Genomic DNA, 25,296 nt, shown 5'->3' on the forward strand with positions numbered 1-25,296 from the left:
AGCGTTCGTCCTGAGCCAGGATCAAACTCTCCATTATAGAAGTAGTTGATTGCTCAATACTGCTGGCGCATCGCCGTTCCGAAGAACGCACGATTCGCTTTGATCTGTTTGCACTGATCAGTAGATTGTTTGTTGACGTTTTGCTGTTCAGTTTTCAAGGTTCAAATGATAACGCCGCGCTCATTGGCGACTTTATTAATATATCCTGTTTAAGCGGCGAAGTCAATACTATTTTAAAATATTTTTTCGGGCTGTTTTAAGGACATGTATTAATATAAACCCTTGAACGATAAAAATCAAGGGAAAATCTTAAAAAAGATTTTTTTTACTTTTTCATAGTCTATTATAAAGAACATTATCCCCAAAATCACTACTGTTCCACCTATGATTTGGCTGGCGTTCAAATACTCGCCAAGTATAAAGTAAGCTAATATAGCTGCCCCAACTGGTTCAAAAAGTATTGCTATGGATATCACATTGGTGCTCACCCACTTTAACGCCCAATTAAAGAGCGTATGCCCGAGGAGGTTTGGGATAATAGCCAAAAGCACAAACCACATCCATTCTTGAGCTGGATACGGTCCAAAAGATTCACCTTTTAAAACTATATAGAAGAATAATGTTATTGTACTAACGCCATAAACTACAAATGTATACGTCACCAACGAAAGACGTTTTCGGATATCCTGGCCGAATAATAAATAAGCTGTTATTAATGCACAGGCAATCAACGCTAGAATATCGCCAAATAATGCTTGTCCACTTATTTTAAAATCTCCATATGCTATTAAAACACTGCCGCCGATTGCTATAAGTGCTGAAACAATTGTTTTGACAGACAACTTTTCTTTAAAGAAAAAATAAGTGCCAGCAAATGCAAATAGTGGCTGCAATGTAACCAGCACCGTCGAGCTAGCTACACTGGTATAGTTTAAAGACTCAAACCATAGTATAAAATGAAAAGCTAAAAATATACCGGCTATGGTTGTAAAGAACCAATCTCTTTTGCTTAGCTTTTTTACTTCATGGGTATATTTAAAAAAGAATAATGGACTCATGATCAGTATTGAAAATAACATTCTATAAAATGCAGTCACTCCTGAGTCAGCATTTGTCATTTTCACAAATATTGCAGACATTGCAACTGATATTACACCTACTATAATTGGAATATAGGGATGGATTGCTGGTTTTTCCATGCTTGCACCTCAAATTTCATTCTCTGATGTAATTAAATCATTAAAGTTTAGTTTGCCATTTACAACTAATAGAAGCAACCAGAAATAAAGAGCGGGGGTTTATTAATGGAATTTTTCAGTGCTTTACAGATTTCTTCTGTAGAAACTTTTCTCAAACTGCTTATTGCAGCTGCACTCAGTTTAGTTATTGGATTAGAAAGAGAATTAAAACGGAAGCCCGTCGGATTAAAAACGAGTGTTGTAATTTCTACATTCAGCTGTCTGTTAACTATTATATCCATCGAATCAGCATATATTGCGCAAGGCAGTGAATATGAAAATGTAAATATTACGATGGACCCTTTACGTTTAGCCGCGCAGATTGTTTCAGGAATCGGTTTTCTTGGAGCTGGAGTAATCCTTAAAAGAGGAAATGATTCCATATCGGGTTTGACCACCGCTGCTATGATTTGGGGTGCTGGAGGTATCGGCATAGCTGTCGCAGCCGGTTTTTATTTAGAAGCTACACTTGCAGTTCTGATCGTATTGCTGGCTATAGAACTATTGCCGCCATTGATGATTAAGCTGGGACCTGCGCGACTCCGGATGACCGAAGCAAATGTAACAATATTTATAGTAGAAAGACAATATATCAAACCAGTCATTGATGAGCTTAAAAAATCCGGGATTGCCATCGAAGGTATTTCCATTACACATCCAGATAATGAAAAAAATACTGGGTCAGGTTACCATGAACTTTTTATCCGCGTTTCATATCTTCAAGAAAAAGATACGCTGGATTTATATCAGGATTTATATTCCATCGAAAATGTCGAACAAGTGGATATTGAAATCACGAATTAAAAAACTGCTTGAGCTGAATGGCTCAAGCAGTTTTTATATTAAACGGACGCTTGCAGGATTTCACGCACGTCTTTGTCATTCAGCTTATTGAAGTTGCCGAACTCTCCATATACCAATGTTTTTTCGATAATGGATTCGAAATTGGAGTCATCAATCTTGTAGTCTTCAAGTTTAGATGGCGCTCCCAACGACGTCCAGAATGCCGACAAACGATCAATGCCTTCCAGAGCTGTTTCTTCATCAGACTTGCCCTCACTGTCAACTCCAAATACGCGGACAGCCAATTGAGCAAATCTCTCTGGGTTCACTTTGACATTATGGCGCATCCAGTGCGGGAACAGAATTGCCAAACCTCCTGCATGCGGGATGTCATAGACCGCAGAAACCGCATGTTCAATATTATGCGTCGCCCAGTCTCCGTTATAACCCATTTGCAAGAAGTTATTCAATCCCATAGTTCCTGCAAAGAGAATCGTTTCTCTGTGTTCATAGCTTTGCAGATCTTCCATAAGTTTCGGAGCTGTGTCGATCACTGCCCGCAATACCCCTTCGATCATCTGATCCTGCACTGGCGTATTTTTTGCATTGTGGAAATATTGTTCGAACATGTGGGACATCATATCAACAACCCCATAAACCGTTTGGTCTTCAGGAACAGTCATTGTATATGTAGGATCCAATACCGAGAATTTCGGGAATGAAAGAGGACTACCCCACCCATATTTTTCTTGTGTTTCTTCATTAGTAATAACTGATCCAGCATTCATCTCCGAGCCTGTCGCAGCTAGTGTCAGCACCGTTCCGAATGGCAAGGCCTCTTTTGGCTGGGCTTTGCGGGAAACAAAGTCCCATGCATCACCGTCATATTTAGCTCCCGAGGCAATAAGTTTGGTACAGTCAATGACTGAACCTCCACCTACAGCCAATAGTACGTCGATATTTTCTTTTTTGCAGATTTCGATGCCTTTTTTTGCTGTAGATAAACGAGGATTCGGCTCTACACCCGCAAGTTCGAATACTTCCATTCCTGCAGAAGCCAAATTTTCCATAACTTCATCATATAAGCCGTTTTTCTTGATGCTTCCCCCGCCGTATACAACGAGAACTTTATTGCCGTATTGAGGCAACTCAGATTTGATAGCCTCTAGTTGGCCTTTACCGAAAATTAGTTTAACCGGATTGTAAAATGTGAATTTATTCAAAATAATTCAGCCTCCTTTTCCTCACTTATTATGTAGCTTCTGATTTTCAATTGCAAAAGATTGGATTAGAAAAACCGCCCGGATTTAAAATCCAAGCGGTTTTCGATGTTTTATACCCAGCCACGGAAACGCGCGGCTTCAGCTGTTCTGCGGGCTCCAACCATATAGGCTGCGAGACGCATATCGATATTACGTGTAGTAGCAACATTGTAGATGTTTTCGAAAGCATCAACCAATTTCTTATTAAGTCTTTCGTCCACTTCTTCCTGTGTCCAGTAATAGCCCTGGTTGTTCTGCACCCACTCAAAGTAGGATACAGTAACGCCGCCGGCACTTGCCAGAACATCAGGCACCAACAGGATTCCACGATCAGTAAGCATTTTCGTCGCTTCTGCTGTCGTAGGGCCGTTGGCTGCTTCAACAACAATTGAAGCCTTGATATCATTGGCATTTTCTTCTGTAATCTGGTTAGAGATTGCAGCAGGCACAAGGATATCACAATCAAGTTCAAATAATTCTTTGTTAGTGATCGTGTTATCGAACAGGTTTGTCACCGTTCCAAAGCTATCCCGGCGATCAAGAAGATAATCGATATCCAGGCCGTTCGGATCGTGCAGCGCACCATATGCGTCAGAGATGCCGACAACTTTAGCTCCAGCATCGTGAAGGAATTTCGCCAGGAAACTGCCAGCGTTGCCGAATCCCTGGATTACTACACGCGCACCTTTCATTTCTAGACCGCGTTTTTTAGCTGCTTCATTGATGACAATTGTAACACCTTGTGCAGTCGCTTTGTCGCGTCCTTGCGAACCGCCAAGTACAATCGGCTTGCCTGTAATAAAACCAGGCGAGTTGAATTCATCAATTTTGCTGTATTCGTCGAACATCCAGGCCATAATTTGTGAATTCGTAAAGACGTCCGGTGCTGGAATATCTTTGTTCGGTCCAACTATCTGACTGATGGCACGGACATAACCGCGGCTCAACTTTTCAATCTCGTGCATGGACATTTCACGCGGATCACAAATGATCCCGCCTTTACCGCCGCCGTATGGAAGGTCGACAATACCACATTTCAAAGTCATCCACATGGATAGAGCCATAACTTCTTCACGATTGACATCCGGGTGGAAGCGTACGCCCCCCTTAGTAGGTCCTACCGCGTCGTTATGCTGTGCACGAAATCCTGTAAATACTTTCGTTTTTCCATCATCCATACGAACCGGAATACGGACTTCCATGATTCGCATAGGTTCTTTCAGTAGTTCGTACATCGATTCTTCGTATCCAAGCTTTTCCAATGCAGTTCTGATAACGTTCTGCGTTGACGTCAACAAGTTCAAGTTTTCAGCCATTTTATTAGTTCGCCTCTTTGTATTTTAGTAATTACTCCGCATACAGTGTAACACAGTTCAGTAAGCGTTTGCCATATAGATCTTATTTAGTGAATACTTTGCGGATCCGCTCCAAAGCCCAGTCAAGGTCTTCCTTACTGATAACCAACGGCGGCGCGAATCGGATAACCGTATCATGTGTTTCTTTGCACAATAAACCGAGTTCTTTCAATTCTTCACAATATGGCCGTGCAGCTTCATTCAATTCCATTCCAATAAATAAACCGCGTCCACGAACTTCTTTAATAGAAGGATGTGAAATTTCTTTCAGTTGATTCATGAAATATTCGCCCAGTTCCTGTGAACGGTCAGCCAGCTTCTCGTCCTGCAGAACTTCGATTGACGCAATGGATACCGCACATGCCAATGGATTTCCGCCGAATGTTGAACCGTGGGAACCCGGATTGAAAACACCAAGGATTTCGTGATCTGCTACAACACAGGAGATCGGGAATACGCCGCCTCCAAGTGCTTTCCCCAGAATATACATGTCAGGGTCAACATCTTCCCATACACAAGCGAACATTTTACCCGTACGGCCAAGACCAGCCTGGATTTCATCAGCAATGAAAAGCACGTTGTTTTCACGGCATAGTTCTCTTGCAGCTTTCATGAATCCTGGCGGCGGAATGATGATTCCTGCTTCGCCTTGGATCGGTTCGATTAAAAATGCAGCTGTATTTGGAGTAATCGCATTCTTCAAAGCGTCCAAATCACCGTAAGGAACAATGCTGATGCCTGGAAGCATCGGTCCGAATCCTTTGCGGTATTCAGGGTCTGATGACAATGAAACAGCTGTCATCGTACGGCCGTGGAAGTTTCCTTCGCAGGCGATAATTTCCGCTTTGTTTTCTTCAACGCCTTTAACATTATATGCCCAGCGGCGAGCTGCTTTCACAGCCGTTTCGACTGCTTCTGCACCAGTATTCATCGGCAGAGCCATTTCTTTGCCGGAAACTTTGCAGATCATTTCATACCACGGCGCCAACATATCGTTATGGAAAGCACGCGAAGTAAGTGTCACACGGTCAGCCTGGTCTTTCAGCGCCTGTATGATTTTTGGATGGCGATGGCCCTGGTTGACAGCGGAATACGCAGACAGCATGTCCATGAATTTATTGCCTTCCGGATCTTTTACCCATACACCCTCAGCTTCCGCAATGACGATTGGAAGCGGATGGTAGTTCGGTGCACCGTATTTTTCAGTTTGGTTGATAATCTCTTGTGTCTTAGTCATTAAAAATTCCTCCTTTTGAAAAAGGCAGACCATCAGTCTGCCTTCTCATCTATATTTACCTACCCATTAAAATGCTGATTAGAACATTTCGGAAGTTGTTTTTGCTTGCATGTGAAGCGCGATGTAATCAGGTCCGCCCGCTTTTGAATCTGTACCTGACATGTTGAATCCGCCGAAAGATTGATAGCCGACGATTGCGCCAGTGCATCCACGGTTGAAGTATAGGTTACCTACGTGGAATTCTTCACGCGCGTATTCAAGATGTTCGCGGTTGTTCGTGATTACGCCACCAGTCAAACCGTACTCGGTGTTGTTGGCGATATCGATCGCTTCTTTGAAATCTTTCGCTTTCATCAAGCCGACAACCGGCCCGAAAATTTCTTCCTGCATGATGCGGGCTTTTGGATCAAGATCAGCAAAAACTGTAGGGTTTACAAAGAAACCTTTTGAATCGTCTCCGTCTCCGCCTGCTACCAGACGGCCTTCGCCTTTGCCGATTTCGATATAATCCATGATTTTTTTATAAGAGTTGCCGTCAATGACCGGCCCCATATAGTTGTTTTGATCAACCGGATCACCGATCGTCAATTCTTTCGTCAATTCGATTACACGCTCAAGTACTTGATCATAAGCATCTTCAACGATAACTGCACGGGATCCTGCAGAACATTTCTGTCCGCTGAAACCGAATGCTGATTTTACAATCGACTGCGCTGCAAGTTCAAGGTCGCCGTCAGAATCGATGACCATCGTGTTTTTACCGCCCATTTCGGCAATCAGGCGCTTCATCCAGATTTGGCCTTCATTCACTTTAGAAGAACGTTCCGCAATGCGAAGACCTACTTCTTTTGAACCTGTGAATGAGATGAAGCGAGTATTCGGATGGTCTACAAGGTAGTCGCCTACTTCAGAACCTGGTCCTGGAATGTAGTTAACGACGCCTTTTGGCATACCTGCTTCTTCAAGCACTTCGATGAATTTATATGCTACTACAGGTGTTGTAGAAGCTGGTTTCAATAGGACTGTATTGCCGGCAACCATTGCCGCAACAGTCGTACCGGCCATAATCGCGAATGCGAAGTTCCATGGTGAAATGACAACGCCTACTCCAAGAGGAATATAGTCATAGCGGTTGTATTCGCCTGGACGGCTTTCCATTGGTCTGCCATCTTTCATTTCAAGCATCTGACGGCCGTAATATTCAAGGAAATCGATTGCTTCTGCAGTGTCTGCATCCGCTTCGTTCCATGGCTTGCCTGCTTCTTTTGTCAGCAAAGCTGAAAATTCATGCTTGCGGCGGCGGATGATTGCCGCTGCTCTGAACAATACATCTGCACGTACTTCAGGTTTTACTTTCTTCCAAGTCTTAAAGGCTTCATCGGCAGACTGCATCGCCTTTTCAGCCAAATCTCTGTTTGATTTTGAAACGCGGCCGATAATCTCTTCCTTATTTGCCGGGTTGAATGAAACAATTTTATCATCAGTCGTCACTCGCTCTCCACCGATGATCAATGGATAGTCCTGGCCAAGGTATGCCTCGACAGTTTTCAAGCCTTCCAAATAATCGTTGCGGTTCTTGTCGATCGAGAAATCTGTGAATGGTTCGTGTTTGTAGGGAATCATTATAAATCCTCCTTGAATATGGTTTAAGCGCAAAAAAAATTTGCACTAATAAAGCGTTTCCACTTATAATAATGCAAAAGATCTCTGCATAATTCAAGCATTTTCATTTGAAATATTAAAAAAATTTTGGGGTGGCTAATATGAAGCAAGTGGAAGTGGATCTTAACCCATTTTATAAATTCGCTTCAGAGCATGTGGGAGTAGGTGTCCATGCTGTTGATCCGAAAGGGAAGACGATTTTGTACAATAAAAAGATGAAAGATATCGAAGGATTCGATTTTGAGGAATTGGCTGATCGGTCGCTGCTGGAAATGTTCCGTTTTGACCAAGCTGAAAGCACTTTGCTGAAAGTTCTGCAAAGCGGGTCTCCGGTTTTGAATTCCAAACAAACGTACTGGAATCGCAAAGGACAGGAAATCACAACAATCAACGACACATATCCCGTGTACGAAAACGGCCAAATGATCGGCGCCATCGAATTGGCGCGGGATGTTACGACTTTAGAGAAGGTCGTCTATCAGCCATTGAAGAAATATGAGGAACCGATTACGTTCAATAGCATCACGGCAGTTTCGGCAAGCATGAAAAAAGTGATTGCTACAGCCGAGAAAGCGGCTTTGGCAAAACTGCCCGTCCTGTTGGTTGGCGAATCAGGCACAGGCAAGGAATTGATCGCTGAGGCAATACACCGTGCACACCACGATGGGTCTGAAGAGATGTCGATCCTCTTTTCCCACGGCACTTCAACGGATTCGATCACTCAGTTATCAGCGGAAATGAAGAACCGGGCTGGCGGTACTGTATATTGCGAGCGAATTGATATGCTGTCGATCCCTTTGCAATTGAAACTTCTTGAAATGGTCAAGGAACATTCTGGCAGCGATGTTTATTTTATCGCCAGTGTCGGTGAAGATCCCGTAGAATTGATAGCGGCTCAGAAGTTATTGAAGGAACTGTATTATTTCTTTTCAGCGATAGCTATTCCCATTCAGCCGCTTCGCAGAAGAAAAGAAGACATCCTCCCATTCGTCGCTGATTATTTCTCGCGGCACCGGATGAAATTCGGTTCCATGGTGCGGCGGGTTGACGGACAGGTTGAAAAATTGCTGCTATCTTATGAATGGCCGGGGAATTTGAAGGAATTGGAGTTGCTGCTCGATGAAATCACTTCCATGCTGACGACTGAAGAAACGGTCGGTGTAGAGTTGCTCCCCTACCATTTCAAGTTGAAAACAGAAATGACAGGGACTCTTCAGCCGGAGGATTTCATTGTGCAATCCAATAAAGAACTGCTTCCACTGGAAGAGTATTTGTTTGAAGCTGAAATCTATTACCTGCAAAAAGCGATGGACCTGCATAACGGCAATGTCACAAAAGCTGCTGCGTCACTTGGCATGAGCCGGCAGAACTTGCAGTACCGCTTACGGAAAATAAAAAAAAATGAAGCACAGACGTGATGTCTGTGCTTCATTTTTCGTTTTTCTTACTCTCTAGACTCCAGCACCCAGCTCTTCGGGACATAAGCCAGCCCAGCTCTGCGGTCAGGACCGCGCCGCTGTTCTGGCTTATGCCTTTCAGAGCTTAACGGGCGCTTTCGCTTTTCTTACTGTCCAGAGCGCTTGATCCACTCTTGCATTTTGTCTTTCAACGAATTGAATCCTTCTGAATCATTTTCGTTTACATGCGACTGAAGTGATTGTTTCGGCTTTTCTGTGCGTTGAGCCGCTGGTGGCTGCTCCTGTAATGCACGGATTGAAAGGCTGATTTTTTTCGATTTCTCATCAACTTCCAAAACTTTAACATCAACTTCCTGTCCAACTGACAGATACTCGCTTACTTCTTTTACGTAACCGTGAGTAATTTCAGAGATGTGGACCAAGCCTTGAGTCTGTTCGTCGAGTGCCACGAAAGCTCCGTATGGCTGGATTCCTGTTACTTTACCTGATACTGTGTCACCTGTTTGATATGCTTTTGTCATGTTCTACCCGCTCCTAGTCTTATCTATATTATCCTATACACCTATTGGCATCTGTATATTATAGCACAGATAGATGAGCTTCGTAAAATTAATAGCCGAACATGTCTAAAATCATCCAGGAATCCTCCACTTTTTCCATCTGTAAATAGCGCCTGTCATCCATTGAATCTGATTTCATACTGATATCGACGCCGCCATGTATTCGATCAGAGCCAGCGTTAATAGCATCTGCAGTAAACGAAATACCGGTCATTTTCGAATAAGCTATCAGATGGCCATTCATCCATCGTTGCTTAAACATGTCGTCGCTGATGGTATCATCCATTTCATTCACCAGCAATCTCATCGTTTTCACGTCTTCATTTTCGAGAGCCAGCAGGAAAATACCAGCAATTTCTGCTGGAGTAGCCAGATGGATGGCATCTCTATTTCCGCTCTCTGCAATGTTCTTATAGTAGTTCTGGACATTGGCGTCATAACCTTCGAAATTTTCTTCTTTAGTGTAATGCTCGTTTATTTGATGCTGCATCAGCCAAATTTTGTCCCGTTCAGTTATTAGGGTAAAGTAATTGGCTCCCATCTGATATTCAATGCCGGCTTCGACAGGCTGTCCGAAAGCTGTAATATAAATTTTTCTGCCTTGTCGGTGCAAATTATCACTGAAAATCTCTATGTTTCGCATGGTCTCCGTAATCTCTGGTTGTTCTCTCCACTTTTTGGTGTACTCCTCTAAAGATGGCTTTAGCTCATCATCAGCTTTCAGATGCCACATCGTTTCAATATCTTCAATTTTATTGGCATAATAATACAGCTTGATGATGTCCATCGGTTCAACTCCAGACAGAAGTTGAAGATCGTATGTTGCTGAGAATTCCTCATATAGCGGTTGAATATCGCTGTAATCGTAGTCTTCCAAATCAAATCTCATTGTTTCTATCTGCAAATCGCCATTTGGCAGTTTTGCAGCCAGTTCGCCGCTGTTTTCCAGGTCAATTGCATAAAGAATATCCGGGTATGCAAGCTGGTCGTAATGCGCGGATTCTCTCCAGCCGCTTTCTTCGAATTCTTCCAGAATCGGCAACATCAAAAAAGTGACCGGATTGCTGTTGTACTGAAGCAAACTTTCCCAGGCAATCTGAAATTCTTCTTTCACCACTCCTTTATCGTCAAAAACTTCGATATGTTCGTCCCCTTTCAATAATGTAAAGAAAGCAGTCAGCAATTGTGGCTCAACTTCACCTTTCAATACCGGATCTGCAAGCGGATCACTCATGAATACCGACATCGTAACGATCGTTTGGGGCAACAGTTCCACCGGCCATAGCATACCCGTCTCGTCAAAAACTGGCGTACTCCACAGAATCTCCAGGTATTGACTGCTGATCATATCCGACCCAAATGGATGTACTTGATAGAATTTGGTGATATCCCTCATAGTACGGAAGCGCTCTTCGTTGGGATGGACTGAATATTGGAAAGTATATTCCCTTAAAGAAGATGTCAGATTTTCAATTTCCTCCGGATAGGCCTGACGGCTATGCATGAGTTTTTCCGGAGACAGCAGACCGTTCACTTCCGCCGTCATCAGTTCGTCTTTATATTTTTCCAGCAAACCGTCGGCTATTGTCATCAACTGCTCTGTTTTTTCCGTATAAATCACGAGGAATTTACTGGTTTCTGAACTTAAGATTCTATAGTTCTCAACAGAATCAAGCATCCCTTTCGGCGTATGGATATTCCACATCAGGACATCGACCTGTTCCTGCATCCGTTCAGGATCATCCTGAAGCTGCTTTACATTTTGGCGGCTGAAAGTACGCTCTTTTAGAGCATCCGCTTTTTTGACATATTCCAGCTGTTCGAAAGTTTCCATCGATAAACCAAGGCTTTCAGGTGCTGCTGTACGGATCTCTTCGTACTCAGCTTCCCATTTTTGGACCATCGCCTTGGTGACGGTCGTCGGATTCTCTTCTTCTGCGGCTGACTGTTGAGTTTCGGCAGGCTGCTCGTTGAATAAGAAGGAAGCGCCGATTACTGTTGACAGAAATAAACTTATACCAGCTAAAGTAGCCAATGTTTTCTTATTGACCGATGTTTTCTCTTCTCTTTTCACTTCAGCAGGCAGTTCTTCTGCCACGATTACTTCTTCAGGTATAATCTCATCCATTTCGGTGAATTGGACTCTGCTATAGGATTTTGCAAGTAAGTCCAGCCGCTTTTGCACATCTCCATCACTTTCAATAATGAGGGACTTTTTTAATTCGGTCTGCGCTTCACTTATAGCCGAATCAGCGGAGCTTTCAGATAGACCTAGGATTTCCGCAACATCGTGATAATCTTTCCCATGGAATTGAAAAAGGATCAGCGCCAATTTTTCAATTAGCGAAATCTCTTGGATCGCTTTATGTGTTTCTTTATCTTCCTCGAACTTCAAAGCAAGTTCATTGGACCTTTCACTTTGAGCCAGCTGTTCGTCTTTCAATATTCGAAATGCCGATTCGTATATTTTATTGTCAGCGTTATTTGCTTCAATGGCTTTAATGTTGTTGCTGAAATCCTTAAGGACTTGCAGCCGAAAATAGCTCATGTTCTCTTCTACAATGCCGGCTTGGTATGCGAACTGGGCAATCGCTGGCGCAAAGCTCCTGCTCCAGGCAATCAACGCCTCTTTGTCACCCGCTTTTGCTCTATTTAACAAATCATCTGTTTGCATTCGAAGAACCCCTTTTAAAATTGAAATATTCAATCTCTTCCTTTATATGTTTATTATACGCTACGAAATCAGTGAAGTTTCAAATTTATCTATTTTTTTGCGGGTTGCTCGTGTAGAATGAAAAAATCTACTTGAAATAGGAGTGAAAACAATGGAGAAACGTGAGCAATGGGCATCAAAACTCGGATTCATCCTGGCGGCTGCCGGAAGTGCCATCGGACTGGGTGCAATCTGGAAATTCCCTTATGAAACGGGGGCCAACGGGGGCAGTGTTTTTATATTATTATTCATCATCAGCACCATATTCATCGGACTGCCGATATTGCTCGCAGAATTTGTCATTGGGCGCCGGGGACAGGCTGATGCCGTCACCGGTCTTAAGAAACAGGCACCTGGTAAACCGTGGTTTCTGATCGGCTGGTCAGGCTTCATCTTTGCGTTCCTGATCCTGTCTTTCTATAGTGTAGTCGGCGGATGGATCCTTTCCTACCTGGTAAGAGCGATCCTATTCCAATTATCCGATTACAGCGACAGCGGCTTTGGGGAATTGTTCACGAATATCATCGCGAATCCTTTAGAAGTCCTGATAGCACAAGCCGCATTCATGTTCTTGACGATTTTCATCGTACAAGGCGGCATCAAATCGGGTATTGAACGTGCCAGCAAAATCATGATGCCGGCGTTGCTGATTTTCTTCGTCATCCTGATGATCAGATCATTGACATTGGACGGGGCAATGGAAGGCGTAAAGTTCATGTTTGTGCCGGACTGGTCTTTCTTTAATTTTGATACTGCATTGACCGCTCTTGGTCAGGCGTTCTTTTCACTGAGTGTCGGAGTTGCGGGGATGATCACTTATGCTTCCTATTTGCCGAAGACAGAAAATCTGGGCCGTTCCGCAGTCAGTGTCGTTACATTGAACATCGTCATTTCGATTATGGCGGGACTGATTATCTTTCCGGCCGTCTTTGCTTTGGATTATCTGCCGGACCAGGGACCAGGTCTTGTGTTTATCATCTTGCCGGCAATATTCAATGAATTATTCATGGGCCAGTTCCTGATCATCCTATTCTTTATCCTGCTTCTTTTCGCAACATTGACTTCTTCCATTTCAATGCTTGAAATCACTGTCTCGATAGCAGTCAAGGATAAATATGATAAACGCGGTAAAATTTCATGGCTTGCGGGACTCGCGATTTTCATTGTCGGGATTCCGAGCGCATTATCATACGGCGTCTTTTCAGATCCAATATTCTTCGGCTACACATTCTTCGATTTCATTGATATTTTGACGAGCCGAATCGGCCTGCCGATGGGAGCGCTATTCATCTCGTTATTTGCCGGCTATGTGTTGACCAAGCAAGACGCGCATGCTGAAATGCACGAACAGCAACGGCTTGTGGATGTCTGGCGTGTACTTTTACGCTATGTTGCGCCAGTGGCGATTATTTTTGTCTTTGTGCAGGGAATCATCGGTATCTTCTGATAACTGTTCTGAAAATGACATAATTTCGCAAAACGAAACGCTTGCTTTATGTTATGCTTTATTTAGAAGAAAGTACCATTTAAAAAAGGAGTGTATGAATATGCGTAAAGATTTACACGCCCAGCTTAAATTCCTGCGGGAAGAGCGCAATTTGTCCCTCGACGATCTTGCCTTAAAAACAAGAGTCGGAGTGGCGCGACTTCACTCATATGAAACAGGAGAGGAAATCCCTTCTGTCCAGACCATCATGAAGCTTTCGAATGCACTTGAAGTTCCCGCTTCCAATCTGCTGGACGGAATGGAACCTGTAGAACAATAAAGAAAAAGAGTTTCCGGCCATCAATAGCCGGAAACTCTTTTTCTAATTATATGATGTTTTTCGCTTCAAATTTCAATGCCAACAGTTTATAGGAAACAGCCACACATTTCTCCAGCGGTATCCAGATCCCGAATGAGATTTGATAGATGCTTTGGATCTGTTTCGCCAGTCCACTCGGATCATCAAGCAGCTGCAGCTGTTCAATCACATCGATAATCGGATTACTATACATACCTCCGCCCATAGCAAGAGGGTCCCATTCTTCCATTATAATTCCAGCCTGCTTATTCATTTCTTCGTTAACCATAAGTTTTTCACCTAACATTCTGTTGTGCTAACAGCTATAATATCATAGAAACCTAAAAGAAAAGAGGAGATTGTGTTGAGTTTATTCGAAGACGTGCATGAACGAAGAAAAACCCGCTCAGTCAAATGGGATCTGATGGAGATGATCTACGAAGTGGAAGATGCATCAGAAATATTGCCACTATGGGTCGCAGACATGGATTTCCCAGCTCCTCCCCCTGTTACGGAAGCGCTTAAAAACAGGCTTGAGCATCCGATCCTTGGCTATACGTACATGGATGAAGAGATTAAGAGCGCGGTGGCAGCCTGGCAGTCCAAGCGCAATGACTGGCAAATCAAAAATGATGAAATCATGTTCCAAACCGGAGTCATTCCTGCGATTGCCGCCATTCTGCAAGTATTTACCAATCCAGGAGACGCAGTGGTTGTTACACCGCCCGTCTACCCGCCATTCTTTTCAATTCCGCAAAACCAGGGAAGAAAAGTGCTTTACAGCGAATTGATAGAGAAAGACGGCGAATTCAGTTTCGACTTCACTGATTTGGAAGAAAAGTTTTCAAAAGCCACCTTCTTCATCTTCTGCCATCCGCATAATCCCGGCGGAAAAGTATGGAAAGAGGATGAAATGAAAGAAATACTTCGCCTGGCTGAAAAACATGATGTACTGATCATTTCGGATGAAATCCACTCAGACCTGGTTCTGAAACCACATCTGCATATTCCATTGGCCCAATTAGCAGGTGATCAGGCGCACCGTATTTTCACTTGCATCGCACCAACCAAAACTTTCAATCTGGCCGGCATTCAAGCTTCGATGCTGATCGTTACAGATCCAAAAAAACGGATGCGCCTGGAAAATCATGCCGCTGCAAATGGCACCGGCATGATGAACGCCTTTGCACCGGTCGCTTTAAAAGCGGCATATGAAGAAGGAGATGTCTGGCTCGATGAATTACTGGATGTCCTTTCTTCCAATATGGATATGGTGATCAACAACCTGAATGCAGCCATCCCTGCAATTAAAGCGCCTAAACCTGAAGCTACCTATCTGATGTGGCTGGACTGCCGGGGACTTGAAATGGAAGAATCCGAAATCATGGATAAACTGCTGAACGTCGGCAAAGTTGCGTTGGAACCTGGTTCTAAGTACGGCGAAGCCGGCACGGGATTCCTGCGTCTGAATGTCGCATGTCCTCCATCAGTCCTCGAAGACGGAGTCAACCGCATCATTAAAGCACTTGGATGAAAATGCTCCTATAAGCAAGAAAAAGGAAGATCCACAGGGGATCTTCCTTTTTGCTATTCCTGGATTATGTCGATTGATTCGATGACTATATCTTCAACCGGACGGTCTCCGTGAATCGTTTCGACTTCAGCGATGGCATCGACGATATCCATGCCTTCGACCACGTGTCCGAATACAGTGTGCTTGCCGTCAAGCCAAGGTGTTCCGCCATTTGCGGCATATTCTTCCCTGACTTCGTCAGGAACTTCGGCAGAAGGCATTCCTTCTTCAGGCAATTCCGGAAGCTGGACAATGAAAAACTGGCTGCCGTTTGTTCCAGGGCCAGCGTTTGCCATAGATAATGCTCCGCGGAAATTATAGAGACGATCTGAAATTTCATCTTCAAAGCCTTCACCGTAGATGCTTTCTCCACCTCGGCCTGTTCCTTCAGGATCTCCACCTTGAATCATGAAATCTTTGATGACCCGATGAAAAATCACGCCGTCATAATAACCGTCTTTTGCATGAGTCAGGAAGTTCTCCACTGTTTTGGGAGCGAGTTCCGGAAATAATTTGATCTTGATCGTCCCCATGGATGTGTTCATATCCACCAGTGCTTCGTCTTCTGCGATTTCATCCGTCAATTGCGGAAAATCTCCACTGGATTCCGCAGTCGAAGCAGTTTGTTGTTCTGTCGGTTCTTTGTCTGTTTCATTTGTTTCTTTATCTGCTTCCTGCGATCCGCATGCGGCCAGCAAGGCAGCCGTCATAAATACGGGCATCAATAATTTTTTCATTTTGTATTCACCCCGCTTTATTCTAGCACAATAGATTTCGGAATTCACTGGTAATTTATCTTTCTTTTTTCGAGTGACGAAATAATATATAATAGAGGAAGATGCACGTTTCAGAAAGAAGGTATCCGCTATGGATGTGCAAAAAAGAAATTTCATGATAATCATGTTCACGAACTTCCTGGTAGCGGGAAGCACTACGATGATTATGCCTTTTTTATCTTTATATATAGAATCGCTCGGCGACTTTTCAGCTGAATATGTCCAGCGCTGGGCAGGGCTGGTATTTGGCGTCACCTTTGTTGCAGCTCTGTTCATGTCGCCTATTTGGGGACGCATCGCAGACCGGTACGGCTATAAACCGATACTCATCATCAATGGTTTCGGGATTGCCATCAGCATCTACCTCATGGGCGCCGCAGATTCAGTCCACGAATTATTCATAATCCGACTGTTCATGGGGGTTGTCACTGGGTTCATCCCGACTTCGCTGGCATTTGTGAGCACACAGACACCTAAGGAGATTGCTGGTAAAACGCTTGGCACGCTGCAGATGGGCAGTGTTTCCGGCACTTTGTTCGGTCCCGTGATCGGCGGTCTCATGGCCGACTCTTTCGGTTTTGATTATACTTTCATAATTACAGCGGTTGTCATCGGTATTGCGGCATCTCTTGTGGCTATTGGAATCAAGGAAACTAAAAAGATTGCAAATAAAGATGCCCATGTCTATGCGCGCAAAACCATTATTCAGGGAATCCTCCATCATCGCCTACTGATCAATGTCATGATTATCACTTCATTGATCCAGATCGGCAATTTCAGTATCCAACCGTTATTATCATTATATGTTGCAGAGTTGACAGTCGACAGTTCACAGGTAGCTTTCCTGGCTGGTGTAACATTCAGTGCCGCTGGTGTCGGCAATCTGCTTTTCGCTCGCCGCTGGGGACGGCTGGGCGATTCGATCGGCTACGAAAAGGTTCTTGGCTTTTTGCTACTTCTGTCTTTCGCCTTTATCGTGCCGCAGGCTTTCGTTACGGATCTCTGGCAATTGATGGTGCTTCGCTTGCTGTTTGGTGTTGCAGTTGGCGGTATGATTCCAACTACTACTGCACTTATGCGGCGGGAAGCTCCAATTGAAATACAGGGTGAAATCATGGGCTACAACACCAGTTTCCGTTTTCTAGGAAACATAATCGGTCCGGTTTTCGGTGGTATCGTCAGCGGTTTCATCGGAATTTCTTCCGTCTTCATCGTTACCGGTGTGTTGTTCGTTTTGGCTTTTGCCTTCCTGCGCTTCACTTTGGCTAAACCGGATCAGGATTTCGAGGACGTACTCCTTGAGCAAGAAATGAAATCCATGTAGATTTGAAATGTGAATTTTGCAGACATATTTTTTTCCGAAAGACGGATTTCATCTTGAAGTCCGTCTTTTTATGTTCAAAAAATTAAATCTGCCTAAAAAAAATTTCGAAATTCCGAGTGAGTTTCTTCCTATCTTTATAAACCATTGAAAAAGTGTCCGTTTCCTTCTAAATAAACGCCCAACAATGCAAAGCGGCTGAATTTACGTTATAATTTTTTTAGCAACTCATCATGTTTATGCTTGAAAGGAGGATTCTTTTGTCACTCGTATTATTAATTTTTCTGCCCATAATTGCAGCCTTGTTTATTCCGCTGCTGTTCAAAAAAGTCGGACAGATCCATACGGGCTGGTTCGTCTTGTTGGTTCCAGCAGCTCTATTCATCTATTACTCCACTTTGCTACCCTCAATTGCAGAAGGCGGCAATCGTGTGTCCGAACTGCAATGGATTCCTTCGCTTGATATCGCATTCATCGCCTATATCGACGGATTGAGTTTATTGTTTTCATTGCTTATCACGGGCATTGGAGCACTGGTCGTACTTTATTCCATATTCTATTTGGATAAGTACCGTGAACAATTACATAATTTTTACGTGTATCTCCTGATGTTCATGACAGCGATGCTCGGGGTTGTTCAGTCTGACCACCTGATTTCGCTGTACTTGTTCTGGGAGTTGACCTCCATTTCATCTTTCCTGCTGATCGGATATTGGTATACGCGCGACCGTTCAAGATTCGGGGCGTTGAAGTCAATGATGATCACTGTGTTTGGCGGACTGATGATGCTTGGGGGCTTTGTGCTGCTCGGAATCATGGGCAACACTTATTCAATCCGTGAGCTGATTTCTCAGGCGCCTGAATTGGTTAGCCACGACTTTTTCGTCTGGGCGCTCGTGCTGATTCTTCTTGGAGCCTTTACGAAATCTGCACAGTTCCCGTTCTATATCTGGTTGCCTGATGCCATGGAGGCACCAACGCCAGTCAGTGCTTATCTGCACTCCGCAACTATGGTAAAAGCCGGTTTGTATCTGGTTGCCCGCTTCACCCCTATATTCGCCGCATCCGGCACTTGGGTATGGCTGGTCACGGGAATCGGTTTGTTCACCATGCTTTGGGGTTCTTTCTTCGCTTTGAAGCAAAAAGACCTGAAAGGCATTCTGGCATTCTCTACTGTTTCCCAGCTTGGTTTGATTATGTCGCTGCTCGGCGTGTCCGCTGCTGGCTTCCATGTGGAAAACGCTACAGAAATCGCATTGAACTACGCAGGCTTTGCGGCGATCTTCCACTTGATCAACCATGCTGTCTTTAAAGGCAGCCTGTTCATGATTGCTGGAATAGTCGACCATGAAACCGGAACACGCGATATCCGCAAACTTGGCGGATTGATGAGTTTGATGCCGATCAGTTTCACAGTAGCTATGATTGGCGCATTTTCGATGGCGGGCTTGCCGCCTTTCGGCGGTTTCCTGAGCAAGGAAATGTTCCTGACCGGTATGGTCGCTTTAACTGAGTTTGATTTATTCTCAATGGATGTCTGGGGAATCATGTTCCCGGTCATCGCTTGGATCGGATCAGTTTTCACATTCATCTACAGTTTTTATTTCGTATTCCATACGTTTGCTGGAAAACACAAACCCGAAGAATTGCCGAAGCCGGCACATGAAGCGCCTAAAGGCATGCTGATTTCACCGGTCTTTCTGGCTATCTTGGCAGTTGTCATCTTCTTCATACCGAATATTGTCGGTGAATGGCTCGTTAAGCCAGCTGTAGCCGCTATTCAGCCATTCATGTATGATTCGCCGCAGGCAGTAGATGTACACGTTGCTGCTTGGCATGGATACATTACGACCGAACTATGGATGACCATCGCTATTTTTACGGTTGGCGGCCTGATGTTCTGGACGCTCCGCAAATGGCAGCATCTGTATGATCGCTTCCCGAATACGTTGAACAGCCTCTACGATAATTTGATGTTCCTGAGCGATACAGGAGCGAACCGCTTCTCGCGAACTTATATGACAGGCTTTATCCGCTCATATCTTGTCTATATGTTCAGTTTCCTTGTCATTATCGTACTTGGCACATTTGTTTTAAATGACGCATTCGCGATTGATATGAATAATACTGCTCCGGTCGGTTTGTACGAAATCGTCATCATGCTGGCACTTGTCGGTTCGACTGTGACAATCCTGTTTTCAAAATCCCGTCTTACCGCAATTATCGCGCTGGGAGCAGTCGGTTATTCAGTGGCCTTGTTCTTCGTCATTTTCCGTGCACCGGATCTCGCGTTGACTCAATTGGTCATTGAAACCATTTCCGTTGCATTGTTCCTGTTGGCCTTTTATCATCTGCCACAGATCAGCAGAAAAGAAGAACGTATGCGCTTCCGTTTCGGAAACGCGCTAATTGCGTTTGGAGTGGGTGTCACAATGACGTTGGTCGCCTTGGCGGCACATTCCGGAAAAGCCCTCCCTTCCATTTCCGAATTCTATAAAGAGACGGTTTACAAGGAAGCGGGCGGCGGAAACATCGTCAACGTAATTCTTGTCGATTATCGAGGATTTGATACTTTATTTGAAATCGGTGTTCTTGGAATTGCAGGAATCGGCATCATTACTCTGATTAAGCTGAGGCTTACGAAAAAGGAGGGTCAGCATGAAAACAAATGATGTCATGCTTCAAACGGTTACGAAAGTCGTAACTTTCATCATTCTAATGTTTGCTGTCCACATCTTTTTTGCTGGGCATTATACTCCAGGCGGCGGATTTGTCGGTGGTTTGCTGACAGCTAGCGCCATCGTATTGTTGATGCTTGCCTTCGGAATCCAGACAGTCAAAAAAATCGTTCCGGTCAATTATGTCGTAATGACTTCTGTCGGCTTGCTGTTGGCGATTGCAACAGCTGCCGCATCGATCCTGTTTGATGTTCCGTTCTTTACACACGCATATGATTATTTCGATTTGCCGCTATTCGGCAAAACTTCCCTGCATTCAGCTATGCTGTTCGATGCAGGTGTCTATTTGGTTGTTGTTGGAGTTACGATGACCATTATTCAAACGATTGGAGAGGATGAATAATGGAAATTATCATGTCGGTTGTCATCGGTTTTCTATTTATGGCAGCTGTTTACCTAATGCTTTCAAAAAGCCTGATCCGCATCATCATCGGTACCGGCCTCCTCAGCCATGGCGCCCATTTGCTTCTATTGACAATGGGCGGCCTTGGCGGGGAATCGCCGCCGGTTGTCGCGGACGGCGTGTCTGTTTCCGATTATGCAGACCCACTGCCACAGGCTCTGATATTGACAGCGATCGTTATTTCATTCGCTGTTACATCTTTCTTTCTGGTTGTTGCATACCGGGCTTATCAGGAGCTTGGTACTGACAATATGGAATTGCTGAAAGGAACTGAAGACCATGAGTAATCTATTATTGTTCCCGATCATCATTCCATTGATAATGGCTACAATCCTGATGTTGTTTCCAAATAAAATCAAAATGCAGCGTTTATTCGCATTACTCGGTGCTTTGGCCACTCTGACCTCTTCTCTATTCCTGTTGTTCAAAGTCTATAATGACGGGATACAAGTGGTGACGCTCGGCAGCTGGCCGGCGCCATTCGGTATATCAATGGTATCCGACCTGTTCTCGGCGTTACTGGTCGTAACGACATCGCTGATTGTGCTGTTTGTGGTACTCTACAGCTTCCCGACCATCGGCATAAAACGTGAGCAGTCGTTCTACTACCCTGCAGTGCTGTTCCTGTTGACAGGTGTCAACGGCGCATTCACCACGGGTGATATATTCAACTTATTCGTTTTTGTCGAAGTGCTGCTGATGGCTTCGTATACACTGATCGTCCACGGCGGTGAACGCCAGCAGCTTCGTGAATCGATCAAGTATCTACTGGTAAATATTATCTCATCCGCATTATTTGTGGTTGCTGTCGCGCTGCTGTACTCAGTGACAGGCACATTGAATATGGCGGATCTGGCCATCAAAATACCGCAGATCGAGAACACCGGTATCCTGACGGTTATTGCTGTATTGTTCCTGGTGGTTTTCGGCTTCAAAGCCGCGATTTTTCCATTGTACTTCTGGCTTCCTGCTTCTTATCATGCGCCTCCGATGCCGATTCTTGCATTATTCGGAGCGTTGCTGACTAAAGTAGGCGTCTATGCCATCATGCGTACATACACGCTGTTCTTTACCATGAATGTCGGATTTACTCATGAGTTATTGGCCATCATTGCCATTCTGACCATTCTGGCCGGCTGTGTCGGTGCACTTGCCTATTTCGATGTAAAGAAAATCATCATCTACAACATTATCATTGCGGTCGGAGTCATCCTGTTCGGCGTATCACAGCTGAATGAAGCCGGCGTTCAAGGTTCGATTCTATACCTCATTCATGACATGATGATTAAAGCGGTGTTATTTTTCCTTGTCGGAATTGTAGCTGTGATATTCGGTACTTCCAATCTGCGCAAAATGGGCGGACTGATGAAAACCTATCCGGTCCTTGGCTGGACTTATCTGGTTGCTGCATTCGGCCTAGCGGGCATCCCGCCCCTTAGCGGATTCCCAGGTAAATTATTGATTGTACAAGGCGGCTTTGAAGGCCCTCAATTCTGGGGCAGCATTGTCATTCTTGCAACAAGCCTTATTGTTTTGTTAAGTGCGGTTCGCATATTCATCTACGCTTTCTGGGGTGAACCTGTCGAAACAAAACCTTTGAAAAAATCAGCATATCAAGCTATGTTGATTCCTTCGATGATACTGGTTGCCATTACGGTATTCTTCGGAGTCGGTGCGGAACTCTTCATGCCATTCGTTTCTGGTGCGGCTGAAGTGCTGCTGAATCCAACGCTTTATATCGAAGCGGTATTTAAGGAGTAGATGATATGTCTTCACAAATCCTATTGAACTTCTTTCTGGCAATCGTTTGGATGTTCATCTCTGTGTCCTTTACTCCTTCCGGATTCGCCATCGGCTTTTTGGTCGGCTTGGGAATCATCATCATGATGCGCCGATTCTTTAAAGGGAGATTGTATTTGACAAGGGTATGGGCTGTCATTTCACTGATCATCCTCTTCATGAAGGAATTGACATTATCCAGTCTTCAGGTATTGCGCATCGTTCTTCGCCCTAAAATGAACATTAAACCAGCCATTTTCGAAATGGAGACTGAGTTGAAGCAAGATTGGGAAATAACCCTGCTTTCAGCTTTGATTACGCTGACACCTGGCACTTTGGTCGTCGGAATTTCCGATGACCAAAAAAGACTCTATATCCATGCGCTCGATTTCGATGATATTGAAGAAGCTGTTTCTTCCATTAAGAATACTTTTGAGCGCGCGATTATGGAGGTGAGCCGTCCATGATGATGTTCTATTGGATTTCACTCGCTATCATCAGTGTGGCTTTCGCCGGTTTGTTGGTCAGATTAGTGAAAGGACCTACAGTAGCAGATCGGGTTGTAGCCCTGGATGCACTTGGAATCAGCCTGGTGTCCATCGTAGCCCTTCTTTCACTGATTATCGAAACGGAATTCTTCCTGGAAATTATCCTGTTGCTGAGTATCCTGTCCTTTATCGGTACAGCAGCATTCGCTAAATTCATCGAGAGAGGAGAGATTTTCGATCGTGACCACAATCGCTAACATCCTCATCATAATTCTTATCAGCATAGGTGTCCTTTTCAGTGTTGTAACAGCTCTTGGGCTTGTGCGGCTGCCAGATGTCTATACGCGTACACATGCCGCATCAAAGAGTTCCACACTGGGGGTATTGGCTATCCTATCGGGTACCTTCATCCACTTCTGGCTGATTGAAGGCATTTTCAATACACAAATGCTCATTGCCATCGCGTTCCTGTTTATTACCGCGCCGGTGGGAGGCCACCTGATTGGCCGGGCTGCCTATCTTTCAGGCACCAAAGTGGCTGAGGAGACCGTACGGGACGATTTAGGTCCTGCAGTCGATCGCAAGAAAAAAAGATATGCATTAAAAAAACCTGCAGACAATTGAGTCTGCAGGTTTTCTTTTGCTTATTTCCCGTCAGCCAAACTTTCGACCATCATTGCTAATGTCCTTACCATCGCCCCTGTCCCGCCTTTAGGGCCAAGATCATGGGCTGCTGATGTAAATGATGTACCCGCAATATCCAAATGGATCCACGGTGTATCTTCAACAAATTCGCCTACGAATCCGCCTCCGAAAATCATGTGGCCATCGCGTCCCGGTGAGTTATTCAAATCAGCGACATCGCTTTTACGCAAGCGCTTCTTATCATTTTCCGTTAACGGCAAACGCCAGACAAATTCCCCTGTTTCATTGGAGGCTTCCAAAAATTCTTCGAAAAATGCTTCGTCATTTGTAAGTGCACCCGTTTTGTCCATACCGAGAGCAACGATAACGCCACCTGTCAAAGTCGCCACATCTATGATGCGTGTGGCACCCATTTGCTTGGCGTATGTAACGGAATCCGCCAGTACAAGTCTTCCTTCAGCATCCGTATTGAGGATCTCAATTGTTTTGCCGCTTAACGAAGTGATGACATCATCTGGCTTGAATGCATTGCCTGATACCATATTATCCGTTGATGCGATGACAGCAATCACGTTCTTATCGGGTTTCAGCTCCCCTATGATTTTCATCGCACCAAGAACGGCTGCCGCTCCGCCCATATCACCTTTCATGCCGACGATGCCGTCTTTCGGTTTCAATGAATAGCCGCCAGTATCAAAAGTTATTCCCTTCCCGACAAGCGCAAGCGGATCTTCAAAGGATTCTGTCGCCTTGTATTTCATTACAATCAAGCGCGGTTCTTCTACAGACCCTTGGTTGACTGCCAGAATGGCACCCATCCCAAGCTCTTCCATCTGTGCTTTGTCCAGGATGTCCATTTCAAATCCATATTGCTCACCGAGTTCCTGGGCATAATCAGCGAGAGCCGTAGCCGTCAGGATATTGCCTGGCATATTGACCAAGGTGCGTGCTTCGTTAACTGATTCACCGAATACTTGTCCGATTCGTGCGGCTGCCTCGATGTCTTCGGCGTTTTCTTCTGTAAGAAGAGAGAGAGTCTCAAGTTCCACTTCCACTTCATTGGATGATGTCTTGTAGTCGGCAAAACTGTACATGCCCATACCGATTCCTTCAGCTGCAAGATAAGCCGCATCTTCTGCAGTGATGTCCTCGTTCTGGAATGAATCAAGGTATATCGCAGCGTTTTTGATTTTTTTCTTTACGAGCTCTTTTCCCGCTAAACCGAAAGCTGCACGGACGTCATCTTCATTCATTTTCTTGCGGTCATCCATGCCGATAAACATAATTCTCGGGATGTCACCCGCCAAAGCCGGATATGTAATGATGTTTTTTTTATCGAAAGACAGTTCGTTTTTAACCCAATCCTGCAATTTCCCCTCGAATCGTTCTGCGAAACCATCCCATCCTTTTGTATTTTCAGGATGACGGGTAAGTCCGACAATCAAAATTTCTGCATTGTTTTTCTGTTCGTTGTTTTGCACCGATATATTCATTTTTCTCCTCCTCAATATCTGTTCTATTTAAGTTTAGCACGTAATCCAAAAGCTTAGTAGTTCGACAG

Annotated in this window: 23 protein-coding genes; 13 read left to right on the forward strand and 10 right to left on the reverse strand. The window is 44.5% G+C overall.

All coding sequences use genetic code 11. The features are described 5' to 3' along the window. Positions 1-296: 296 nt before the first annotated feature. Entirely contained in the window at positions 297-1,199 is a 903-nt protein-coding gene (locus D2910_RS15255; RefSeq protein ID WP_117314092.1) for a DMT family transporter, read from the reverse strand. A gap of 105 nt (positions 1,200-1,304) precedes the next feature. On the opposite strand from D2910_RS15255, the gene D2910_RS15260 reads away from it, so the two are divergent. Further along, positions 1,305-2,042 (forward strand): MgtC/SapB family protein, encoded by a 738-nt coding sequence (locus D2910_RS15260; protein WP_117314093.1) that lies wholly within the window; start codon positions 1,305-1,307, stop codon positions 2,040-2,042. A gap of 38 nt (positions 2,043-2,080) precedes the next feature. Here the strand turns inward: D2910_RS15260 and D2910_RS15265 are convergent, their stop codons facing one another. The 4 genes from D2910_RS15265 to pruA form a co-directional block, all read right to left on the reverse strand. Next, a complete protein-coding gene (locus tag D2910_RS15265) occupies positions 2,081-3,244 on the reverse strand; it encodes an iron-containing alcohol dehydrogenase (RefSeq protein ID WP_117314094.1) in 1,164 nt (387 codons plus the stop codon). A gap of 110 nt (positions 3,245-3,354) precedes the next feature. Next, entirely contained in the window at positions 3,355-4,599 is a 1,245-nt protein-coding gene (locus tag D2910_RS15270) for a Glu/Leu/Phe/Val family dehydrogenase (RefSeq protein ID WP_084242463.1), read from the reverse strand. 82 nt (positions 4,600-4,681) lie between these two features. Continuing rightward, positions 4,682-5,875: an ornithine--oxo-acid transaminase gene (locus D2910_RS15275; RefSeq protein WP_117314095.1), complete on the reverse strand. Its 1,194-nt coding sequence runs from the start codon at positions 5,873-5,875 to the stop codon at positions 4,682-4,684. Positions 5,876-5,953: 78 nt separating this feature from the next. Then, positions 5,954-7,498, reverse strand: coding sequence for an L-glutamate gamma-semialdehyde dehydrogenase (gene pruA / locus D2910_RS15280; RefSeq protein ID WP_117314096.1), 1,545 nt, complete (start codon positions 7,496-7,498; stop codon positions 5,954-5,956). Between the two features lie 140 nt (positions 7,499-7,638). On the opposite strand from pruA, the gene D2910_RS15285 reads away from it, so the two are divergent. Next, a complete protein-coding gene (locus tag D2910_RS15285; protein WP_117314097.1) occupies positions 7,639-8,955 on the forward strand; it encodes a sigma 54-interacting transcriptional regulator in 1,317 nt (438 codons plus the stop codon). 146 nt (positions 8,956-9,101) lie between these two features. Here D2910_RS15285 and yugI read toward each other — a convergent pair whose 3' ends face one another. Continuing rightward, positions 9,102-9,476, reverse strand: a complete 375-nt coding sequence (gene yugI, locus D2910_RS15290) for a S1 domain-containing post-transcriptional regulator GSP13 (protein WP_084242467.1) — start codon at positions 9,474-9,476, stop codon at positions 9,102-9,104. An 88-nt stretch (positions 9,477-9,564) separates the two neighbouring features. Further along, a complete protein-coding gene (locus tag D2910_RS15295) occupies positions 9,565-12,189 on the reverse strand; it encodes an RNA polymerase sigma factor (RefSeq protein ID WP_117314098.1) in 2,625 nt (874 codons plus the stop codon). A 151-nt stretch (positions 12,190-12,340) separates the two neighbouring features. Between D2910_RS15295 and D2910_RS15300 the strand changes: the two genes are divergently transcribed. Continuing rightward, positions 12,341-13,675: a sodium-dependent transporter gene (locus D2910_RS15300; RefSeq protein WP_117314099.1), complete on the forward strand. Its 1,335-nt coding sequence runs from the start codon at positions 12,341-12,343 to the stop codon at positions 13,673-13,675. Positions 13,676-13,775: 100 nt separating this feature from the next. Further along, positions 13,776-13,994, forward strand: coding sequence for a helix-turn-helix domain-containing protein (locus tag D2910_RS15305; RefSeq protein ID WP_084242470.1), 219 nt, complete (start codon positions 13,776-13,778; stop codon positions 13,992-13,994). 46 nt (positions 13,995-14,040) lie between these two features. Here D2910_RS15305 and D2910_RS15310 read toward each other — a convergent pair whose 3' ends face one another. Further along, positions 14,041-14,301: a DUF1871 family protein gene (locus D2910_RS15310; protein WP_117314100.1), complete on the reverse strand. Its 261-nt coding sequence runs from the start codon at positions 14,299-14,301 to the stop codon at positions 14,041-14,043. A 75-nt stretch (positions 14,302-14,376) separates the two neighbouring features. On the opposite strand from D2910_RS15310, the gene D2910_RS15315 reads away from it, so the two are divergent. After that, positions 14,377-15,546 carry a MalY/PatB family protein gene (locus D2910_RS15315; RefSeq protein WP_117314101.1) on the forward strand — a complete coding sequence of 390 codons (1,170 nt, stop codon included), beginning with the start codon at positions 14,377-14,379 and terminating at the stop codon, positions 15,544-15,546. 53 nt (positions 15,547-15,599) lie between these two features. Here the strand turns inward: D2910_RS15315 and D2910_RS15320 are convergent, their stop codons facing one another. Further along, positions 15,600-16,322 (reverse strand): peptidylprolyl isomerase, encoded by a 723-nt coding sequence (locus D2910_RS15320; protein WP_117314102.1) that lies wholly within the window; start codon positions 16,320-16,322, stop codon positions 15,600-15,602. A 130-nt stretch (positions 16,323-16,452) separates the two neighbouring features. Between D2910_RS15320 and D2910_RS15325 the strand changes: the two genes are divergently transcribed. The 8 genes from D2910_RS15325 (at position 16,453) to mnhG (ending at position 23,714) form a co-directional block, all read left to right on the forward strand. Beyond that, positions 16,453-17,685 carry an MFS transporter gene (locus D2910_RS15325; RefSeq protein WP_117314103.1) on the forward strand — a complete coding sequence of 411 codons (1,233 nt, stop codon included), beginning with the start codon at positions 16,453-16,455 and terminating at the stop codon, positions 17,683-17,685. 257 nt (positions 17,686-17,942) lie between these two features. Then, entirely contained in the window at positions 17,943-20,354 is a 2,412-nt protein-coding gene (locus tag D2910_RS15330; protein WP_117314104.1) for a Na+/H+ antiporter subunit A, read from the forward strand. Next, on the forward strand, positions 20,341-20,763 hold the full coding sequence (locus D2910_RS15335) for a Na(+)/H(+) antiporter subunit B (protein ID WP_084242476.1): 423 nt from the start codon (positions 20,341-20,343) through the stop codon (positions 20,761-20,763). The genes D2910_RS15330 and D2910_RS15335 overlap by 14 nt, the downstream gene beginning before the upstream one ends. Next, on the forward strand, positions 20,763-21,110 hold the full coding sequence (locus D2910_RS15340) for a Na(+)/H(+) antiporter subunit C (RefSeq protein WP_084242477.1): 348 nt from the start codon (positions 20,763-20,765) through the stop codon (positions 21,108-21,110). Before D2910_RS15335 ends, D2910_RS15340 begins: the two co-directional genes overlap by 1 nt. Beyond that, complete coding sequence (locus D2910_RS15345; protein WP_101803328.1) at positions 21,103-22,584, forward strand: Na+/H+ antiporter subunit D; 1,482 nt, start codon at positions 21,103-21,105, stop codon at positions 22,582-22,584. The genes D2910_RS15340 and D2910_RS15345 overlap by 8 nt, the downstream gene beginning before the upstream one ends. 5 nt (positions 22,585-22,589) lie before the next feature. Next, a complete protein-coding gene (locus tag D2910_RS15350) occupies positions 22,590-23,069 on the forward strand; it encodes a Na+/H+ antiporter subunit E (protein ID WP_084242479.1) in 480 nt (159 codons plus the stop codon). Beyond that, positions 23,066-23,347: a Na(+)/H(+) antiporter subunit F1 gene (locus D2910_RS15355; protein WP_117314105.1), complete on the forward strand. Its 282-nt coding sequence runs from the start codon at positions 23,066-23,068 to the stop codon at positions 23,345-23,347. The genes D2910_RS15350 and D2910_RS15355 overlap by 4 nt, the downstream gene beginning before the upstream one ends. Then, positions 23,331-23,714: a monovalent cation/H(+) antiporter subunit G gene (gene mnhG / locus D2910_RS15360; RefSeq protein WP_084242481.1), complete on the forward strand. Its 384-nt coding sequence runs from the start codon at positions 23,331-23,333 to the stop codon at positions 23,712-23,714. Before D2910_RS15355 ends, mnhG begins: the two co-directional genes overlap by 17 nt. A gap of 20 nt (positions 23,715-23,734) precedes the next feature. Here mnhG and D2910_RS15365 read toward each other — a convergent pair whose 3' ends face one another. After that, positions 23,735-25,228, reverse strand: coding sequence for a leucyl aminopeptidase (locus D2910_RS15365; protein ID WP_084242482.1), 1,494 nt, complete (start codon positions 25,226-25,228; stop codon positions 23,735-23,737). Between the last annotated feature and the right edge of the window lie 68 nt (positions 25,229-25,296).

It is taken from the genome of Planomicrobium okeanokoites, from assembly GCF_003428875.1.
Taxonomy (GTDB): Bacteria; Bacillota; Bacilli; order Bacillales_A; family Planococcaceae; genus Planococcus; species Planococcus okeanokoites.